6 protein-coding genes are annotated in these 7,606 nt (G+C 60.5%); 4 read left to right on the top strand and 2 right to left on the bottom strand.

What is annotated here, in order from left to right; genetic code table 11:
- Positions 1–396 precede the first annotated feature (396 nt).
- Positions 397–1,935, top strand: a complete 1,539-nt coding sequence (locus tag OQK_RS19250) for an NCS1 family nucleobase:cation symporter-1 (RefSeq protein WP_016773814.1) — start codon at positions 397–399, stop codon at positions 1,933–1,935.
- Between the two features lie 54 nt (positions 1,936–1,989).
- Positions 1,990–2,718: an aspartate/glutamate racemase family protein gene (locus OQK_RS19245; protein ID WP_016773813.1), complete on the top strand. Its 729-nt coding sequence runs from the start codon at positions 1,990–1,992 to the stop codon at positions 2,716–2,718.
- A gap of 131 nt (positions 2,719–2,849) precedes the next feature.
- Here OQK_RS19245 and OQK_RS19240 read toward each other — a convergent pair whose 3' ends face one another.
- Positions 2,850–3,773 carry a LysR family transcriptional regulator gene (locus OQK_RS19240; protein WP_038861975.1) on the bottom strand — a complete coding sequence of 308 codons (924 nt, stop codon included), beginning with the start codon at positions 3,771–3,773 and terminating at the stop codon, positions 2,850–2,852.
- Between the two features lie 125 nt (positions 3,774–3,898).
- Between OQK_RS19240 and OQK_RS19235 the strand changes: the two genes are divergently transcribed.
- The gene (locus tag OQK_RS19235; protein WP_016773811.1) at positions 3,899–4,645 is read left to right on the top strand and encodes a 3-oxoacyl-ACP reductase family protein; all 747 of its coding nucleotides are present in this window, start codon (positions 3,899–3,901) and stop codon (positions 4,643–4,645) included.
- A 60-nt stretch (positions 4,646–4,705) separates the two neighbouring features.
- Here OQK_RS19235 and OQK_RS19230 read toward each other — a convergent pair whose 3' ends face one another.
- A complete protein-coding gene (locus OQK_RS19230; protein ID WP_038861408.1) occupies positions 4,706–5,401 on the bottom strand; it encodes an HAD-IA family hydrolase in 696 nt (231 codons plus the stop codon).
- Positions 5,402–5,640: 239 nt separating this feature from the next.
- Here OQK_RS19230 and OQK_RS30495 point away from each other — a divergent pair.
- A partial coding sequence (locus OQK_RS30495) for a DUF6531 domain-containing protein (protein WP_038861407.1) occupies positions 5,641–7,606 on the top strand: 1,966 nt, incomplete at its 3' end.

Here is a 7,606-nt window from a genome sequence, read left to right as displayed (position 1 = left end):
CTTTCAGTTCTGACGCCCTGAAAAGTTACACTCCCCAGCAAAATCCCCATCTGCTTGCCCCTCTGCAAACTCCCTCCCCTGAAAAAAATTCCTGTCCAATCGATCAATTTATATCGCCGGTTTTTCAGTTACTTATCCCGCATTGATAACTATTCGAAATGAGCCCTGCCGCTTATAGATTCGCAACTGGCACAAATCTGGCTTTATCGCATACATGTTTTGTATACAAAACTGCAAAACATGCACACTTTCGATCCGCAAGCCTGAAGCGCCCTATCCCGTACAGGCTGCAGATGCCCCGTAACCAGTGATGTTTTCACCGCCGCGACGAAGATTTGTCGAGCCTGAGCGCTCATGCACAGTCATCGCGGTGGCGAACGTCAGGAGCCTGCCGGAATGCGTACAAGTCTTTCGAATAACATCGCGCTGAATCTGCCCTCCGCTACGCTCGATCAACCGTTGCCCGATGACGGACTGAGCGAGCCGCTGCAACTGAGCCCGCGTCTGCACAACAGCGATCTGGCGCCGACCAAAGCCGAAGGCCGGCGCTGGGGCCAGTACAGCATCTTCGCCCTGTGGACGAATGATGTGCACAACATCGCCAACTACTCGTTCGCCATCGGCCTGTATGCGTTGGGCCTGGGCGGCTGGCAGATTCTGTTGTCGCTGGGGATTGGCGCGGCGCTGGTGTACTTCTTCATGAACCTGTCCGGGTACATGGGGCAGAAAACCGGGGTGCCGTTTCCGGTGATCAGCCGGATCAGTTTCGGCATTCACGGTGCGCAAATTCCTGCATTGATCAGGGCGGTTATCGCCATCGCCTGGTTCGGTATTCAGACGTACCTCGCCTCGGTGGTATTCCGCGTCCTGCTGACCGCCGTGCATCCGGGCTTTGCCGAATACGATCACAACTCGATTCTCGGCCTGTCGACTCTGGGCTGGGTGTGCTTCGTTGCCATCTGGCTGGTGCAACTGGCGATCCTTGCCTACGGCATGGAAATGGTGCGCCGTTACGAGGCATTTGCCGGGCCGGTGATTCTGCTGACCGTTGCTGCCCTTGCCGCGTGGATGTACTTCCAGGCCAACGCGACCATTGCCTGGTCGATCCGCGAGCCGCTGACCGGTGGCGAGATGTGGCGCAACATCTTTGCCGGCGGCGCGTTGTGGCTGGCGATCTACGGCACGCTGATCCTCAACTTCTGCGATTTCGCCCGTTCTTCGCCGTGCCGCAAAACCATCAAGGTAGGAAATTTCTGGGGCTTGCCGGTGAACATTCTGGTGTTCGCTGCGATTACTGTGCTGCTGTGTGGCGCGCAGTTCCAGATCAACGGGCGGATCATCGAAAGCCCGACCGAAATCATCGCCTCGATCCCCAACACATTCTTTCTGGTGCTCGGCTGCCTGGCTTTTCTGATCGTCACCGTCGCGGTGAACATCATGGCCAACTTCGTCGCCCCGGCGTTCGTCCTCAGCAACCTGGCGCCGAAGTACCTGACCTTCCGCCGCGCCGGATTGATCAGCGCGACCATCGCTGTACTGATCCTGCCGTGGAACCTCTACAACAGCCCGCTGGTGATCGTGTATTTCCTGTCGGGCCTCGGCGCCCTGCTCGGCCCGCTGTACGGGGTGATCATGGTCGACTACTGGTTGATCCGCAAAGGCCGCATCAACGTGCCGCAGCTCTACAGCGAAGACCCCAACGGCGCTTATTACTACAGCCGTGGCATCAATTTCCGCGCGGTGGCGGCGTTTATTCCGGCAGCGCTGATCGCCATCGTCCTGGCCCTGGTACCCGGTTTCCACAGTGTTTCGCCGTTCTCCTGGCTCATCGGTGCCGGTATCGCCGGCATGCTTTACCTGATCATCGCCAAACGCCAGACGCATTACGCCGAAGTCAGCGGCGAGTGCATCGCTGTGGATAACGTCAGCCACTGATCCCTTCGCGGCCCGGTTTTCGGGCCGCACCACTGCCCGCAATAAGGATTTTCCATGCGTATTCTCGTGGTCAACGTCAACACCACCGAATCCATCACCGACGCCATCGCCCGCTCGGCGCAGGCCGTCGCTTCACCCGGTACCGAAATCGTCGGCCTGACCCCGTACTTCGGCGCCGAATCGATTGAAGGCAATTTCGAAAGCTACCTGGCCGCCATCGCCGTCATGGACCGGGTGATGGCCTACGACCAACCCTTCGACGCCGTGATTCAGGCCGGCTACGGCGAACACGGCCGCGAGGGTTTGCAGGAATTGCTCAACGTGCCGGTGGTGGACATCACCGATGCGGCGGCCAGCACCGCGATGTTTCTCGGCCATGTCTACTCGGTGGTGACCACGCTGGATCGCACCGTGCCGCTGATCGAGGATCGGCTGAAATTGTCCGGCCTGTGGGATCGCTGTGCCTCGGTGCGCGCCAGTGGTCTGGCGGTTCTGGAGCTGGAACACGAACCGCAGCGCGCACTGGAAGCGATTGTGCAGCAGGCCGAACTGGCGGTGACCCAGGACAAGGCCGAGGTGATTTGCCTGGGCTGCGGCGGCATGGCCGGGCTGGATGAACAGATCCGTCGGCGCACCGGCGTGCCGGTGGTGGATGGCGTGACAGCGGCGGTGATGATTGCCGAATCGCTGGTGCGTTTGAAGTTGTCGACGTCGAAGGTGCGGACTTATGCGACGCCACGGCCGAAGAATATTGTTGGCTGGGCGCAGCGCTTTGCTCGATAGACCGAGTTATCGTTCATCGCGGGCAAGCCCGCTCCCACAGGGTTTTGTGTTCTTTGCAAGATGTGTGAGCAACTCAAAACTTGTGGGAGCGGGCTTGCCCGCGATAGCCGCAACTCGGTTTGGTGCCTGGCTCAGATAGCACTAAACCGCCGCCCCAATCCCTGCTCAACAAACTGTTCAATCACGAAATCCACAAACGCCCGGGTCTTGCCCGGCAACAATTTGTGCTCGGCGTAATAGATCGAAATGTTGCCGTCATCGACAAACCAGTCAGGCAGCACCCGCTGCAACGTCCCTGCCTGAAGATACGCGACCGCAAACGGCATGCTCACCAGCGCAATGCCCAAACCTTGCATCGCCGTTGCACAGGCAGCCTCGGAATCACTCATGGTCATCCGCACCCGCAACATCAGCGGACTGTGTTGCTGATCGCGGTGAGTCAGTTGCCAGGAACGCACGCGCCCGGTCTGCGGTGAGCGAATCAGAATGCCGTCGTGTTGCTTGAGGTCATCGGGATGGCTGATCGGCGCATGTTTTTGCAGATAGTCCTCAGATGCCACCAACACCCGATGCGCCGGTGTCAGCCTGCGCGCAACCACGCCTTGCGGCAGTTCAAAGCCGCCACCAATCGCCGCGTCGAAGCCCTGCCCGATCAGGTCGACTTGGCGGTTATCGAAATGCCAGTCCGGGTTGATCGCGGGATAGCGCCGCAGAAACTCACCGAGCAGCGGCACGATATACAGACGGCCGAACACCGTGCCCATGCTGACTTTCAGCGTGCCGGCCGGTTGCCCGCCGGCACTGGCCAGATTGGCCACGGCATTCTGGATGGTGGTCAGGCTGGCGCTGACTTCACTCAAAAACAGCTGCCCCGCTTCGGTCAGGGTCAGGCTGCGTGTACTACGCTGGAACAGCCGCACGCCAAGCCGCGCCTCCAATTTCGCCACGCTCTTGCCGACCGCCGCCGGGGTCAGGCTCAAGCGTCGCGCGGCTTCGGCGAAGCTGCCGACTTCGGCGCTGCGCACAAAGCATTCGATACTGCTGAACGTTTCCATGATCGCCACTATAAACTTCTGGTTTACACAGACTATAGCAATCATGGTCTACCCGGTTGTCGATGCCACGCCGATACTCGGCACCAACACCAAGGCATTCCGCCTTGAACACTTGGAGATCGAACATGACCACTCAACACCTCAGCGGCAAAGTCGCTCTGATTCAAGGCGGTTCGCGCGGCATCGGCGCAGCCATCGTCAAACGCCTGGCCGCTGAAGGCGCCGCCGTCGCTTTCACTTACGTCAGCTCCGCCGCCAAAGCCGAAGAACTGCAGAACAGCATCACCGGCAACGGCGGCAAAGCCCTGGCGATAAAGGCTGACAGCGCCGATGCCGGCGCGATTCGCCACGCCGTCAGCGCCACCGTCGAAGCGTTTGGGCGCCTGGACATTCTGGTCAACAACGCCGGCGTGCTGGCCATCGCGCCGCTGGAAGATTTCAAACTCGAAGATTTCGATCAGACTTTGGCCATCAACGTGCGCAGCGTGTTCATTGCTTCGCAGGAAGCGGCGAAACACATGGGCGAAGGCTCGCGGATCATCAACATCGGCAGCACCAACGCCGACCGCATGCCCTTCGGCGGTGGCGGCGTGTACGCGATGAGCAAATCGGCACTGGTCGGCCTGACCAAAGGCCTGGCCCGCGACCTCGGCCCACGCGGTATCACCATCAACAACGTGCAACCTGGCCCGGTCGACACCGACATGAACCCGGCCCATGGCGAATTCGCCGACAGCCTGATCCCGCTGATGGCCGTCGGTCGGTACGGCACCGCCGATGAAATCGCCAGCTTCGTCGCCTACCTGGCCGGGCCGGAAGCCGGTTACATCACCGGTGCCAGCCTGACCATCGACGGTGGTTTCGGCGCCTGACAGACCGGCAAAAAAAACGCCGCCCTTCTTTATAGAAGGGCGGCGTTTGTGTTTAAGCGGTCAGGCCAGTTCCAGCATCGGCAGGCCAAATACGCTGGGCGTGAAATCTTTCAGTGAGCGGATAATGCCGTCAGCGTGAGCATATTTCTCGTCTGCCATTGCTGCGTCGGGGATGGCGATTGCGGTCATGCCTGCCGCTTTCGCTGCGGTGACGCCAAACGGCGAATCCTCGAACACCAGACAATCCTTGGGCGCAACGCCCAAACGCCGGGCGGCGGTGAGGAAAATATCCGGCGCCGGTTTGGCCGCGCCGACTTCCGGATCGTCCGCCGTGACGATGAAATCGAACAGCGCAAACCACTCACGGTGCAAGGTGGTTTTCTGCCCGAACGACTGGCGCGACGAACTGGTGCCCACCGCGATCGGGATGTTGTGCGCTTTGAGGTGACGCACCAGCGCTTCGGCCCCCGGCATCGCCTGCGCCTTGGGGAAACGCTCGCGCATCAGCGGCTCGCGGATCTGCAGAAATTCTTCCGGAGTGATCGGTAACTCCAGCGCCTGCACCACGTAGTTGGCCAGGTCATTGGCACCGCGACCAATGATGTTTTGTTTGACGCTCCAGTCGAAGGTTTTCCCGTAGCGCCCGGCAATCAGCGAGGTGACCTCGGTGTAAATGCCCTCGGTGTCGAGCAGCAAACCGTCCATATCGAAAATCACGGCCTTGATCGGGCCGAACGTCTTCAGCGGTGCATTCATCATCGGATCCGTTAACAAAGACATCCCGGGCGACAGGCAACGTGCCGCAACGCGGATCTGATTAATGGGTTCAGCAGCATAGCGAGGCCGATGGACATTGAGCAACGGGCAATGCCATCGACGCCTTTTCGCATTTAGCGAAAACTCCTACAGACACTGCCTACTTCCCCGACTTCTTTCCTTTTTGATCCCCCGCAAAGTCCGCGCTCCCGTTTTTTCATATGCGCGAGCGACTGCGAATGTTTCAACCCGATCAGCTCCTGGCCCTGAACAACAGCATCGGACTGCTGGTGGTGGCCGCCCTGAATCCGAAGCAGCCAGATTTCGAAGCGCTGATCGACGAGTTCCGCCTGTGCCTGAACAACTACGATGCCTGGGCCGAGCAGTTCTGGACCGGGACGGCGCTGGACATCGAGCAGGTGTTCAAGGTTGGCAATGACGTACAACTGAGCGCGCCGATCACCTCGCGCGCACCTGTCAGCTCATCGGTGGTCATGTGTTCGGCCAGCGGTCCGTTGACCTTGGTGCACCTGTTTGAAGCGGCGCGCTTTGTGCCGATCGGCGACACCCCGGTGACCCTCGAACCGCTGCTCAGCGACGTCGACGGCGTGCTGACCTTCGGCGAACCAAAGCGCTACACCATTGGCCCGAGCGGGATCCTCGAGGTGACCGATTGCATGCGCGGCCAGCGCTACCGCGTCACCTTCTTTCCAGACGTTTCAACCGCGCACGTCCGCGCCCTGTATGCCTCTTATGAAGGAGTCATCGCCGGTCTTGAAGGTTGGCTGCGCGCCGAGTGGACAGGCTTTCAGCCGCAATGGACGGAGTTTTCCAGCGCCGGTTTTCTTGATCGTTACGGGCAGTTGCAACGGGCCGATTGGCGCGGTCTGGAAAAAGCCCTGAATGGCGTCTGGGATGACATTCAACAGCTGTTTGCCCTCCTCGCCGACCTGCAGGAGCACAGCGCAAAGCTCCTCGAATATCTGAGCGAAGTCGAACTCGAGGCGCTGCTTGCCGCTTCAAACGAAGCGATCGCCAACGCCTTGTTGATGCTCAGCGACGAGCCGTTGCTGTTCATTCATCTGGCTGCGTTTACCAGTTGGCTGAAGATGCTGCCGCCGCAATACCTCGCCGAAGTGGTGGCTGAAGTTCGCACCGAGTTGCTGATCAGTTTCCTGTTGATGCGCGTGGCGGGCGGTGCCGGCGTATCGCTGCGTTTGAGCAGCAAGGTCCTGGCGAAGATCAAGTCGCCACGGGCGCGGGAATGGCTGGCGGCTTCTGCTTTACGCTTGGCGGAACTGACCTCAACGCCGGAACTCACGCAGCATGCGAGCACGCTGAAGCCGCTGATGTTTCATGCGCGCGAGGTTGAGCTGAAGCCGACACCGTCGATTCCGCTGAACATTCGTCAGGCCGACGCGGTGGTGCTCCGCGTGCCGAATCCGGCGCCACTCGCGCGGGAAAAATCCCAAGGCATGGCACGGCTTGAGCGCCACGAGCCCCACGACGACGCCCCCGACCAGGCGAAAAACCCCAACGGCGATGCCGCCGACTGCGTACCCAAAACCTGTACCAATGGCTGCCCAGTGTCGATGGTCACCGGCGAAGAACTGCTGACCCTGACCGACGCCGTGCTCGATGGCGTGTTGCCCTTCGAATTCACCCGCTTGTACCGCAGCAGCGCGGTCGAGATCGACATCGGCCTGGGTTTCGGCTGGAGCCATACGCTGGCGCATCGGCTGGCCTTCGACGGCGATGGCGTGATCTGGATCGACCACGAGAACCGCCGAACCCGCTTTCCCCTGCCCAACGTCGCGCGCCCGGCGATTCACAACAGCCTGTCGCGGGCGGCGATCTTTCTCGGCGAGGAACCCGAAGAACTGATTCTGGCTCTGGCCGGCGACAGCGCGCGGTTCTATCACTTTCGCGCCGGACGACTGACCGCAATCAGCGATGTCTACGGCAATCGTCTAACCCTGCAACGCGATCGCTCCGACCGCATACAGCGTCTGGACAACGGCGCCGGGCGCGCCCTGCTGTTGCGTTATGACCGCGCGCAGCTGGTGGCGGTCGATTACCAAGTCTTTGTTCAGGGCGAGTGGACCACCGAGCAAACCCTCGCCACCTACAGCTTTGATGCCCGGCAACGCCTGCTGGTCGCGACCAACGCGGTCGGCGACAGCGAGCGCTACGACTATGACGATC

It is taken from the genome of Pseudomonas sp. R62, assembly GCF_000257605.1.
GTDB classification, from domain to species: domain Bacteria; phylum Pseudomonadota; class Gammaproteobacteria; order Pseudomonadales; family Pseudomonadaceae; genus Aquipseudomonas; species Aquipseudomonas atacamensis.
The sequence above is the reverse complement of the archived record's forward strand: the minus strand, read 5'-3'. Positions and strand labels throughout refer to the sequence as shown.

Coding starts and splice junctions, on each gene's coding strand:
- OQK_RS19250 (WP_016773814.1), top strand. CDS start 397: ATGCGTACAAGTCTTTCGAATAACATCGCGCTGAATCTGCCCTCCGCT.
- OQK_RS19245 (WP_016773813.1), top strand. CDS start 1,990: ATGCGTATTCTCGTGGTCAACGTCAACACCACCGAATCCATCACCGAC.
- OQK_RS19240 (WP_038861975.1), bottom strand. CDS start 3,773: ATGGAAACGTTCAGCAGTATCGAATGCTTTGTGCGCAGCGCCGAAGTC.
- OQK_RS19235 (WP_016773811.1), top strand. CDS start 3,899: ATGACCACTCAACACCTCAGCGGCAAAGTCGCTCTGATTCAAGGCGGT.
- OQK_RS19230 (WP_038861408.1), bottom strand. CDS start 5,401: ATGAATGCACCGCTGAAGACGTTCGGCCCGATCAAGGCCGTGATTTTC.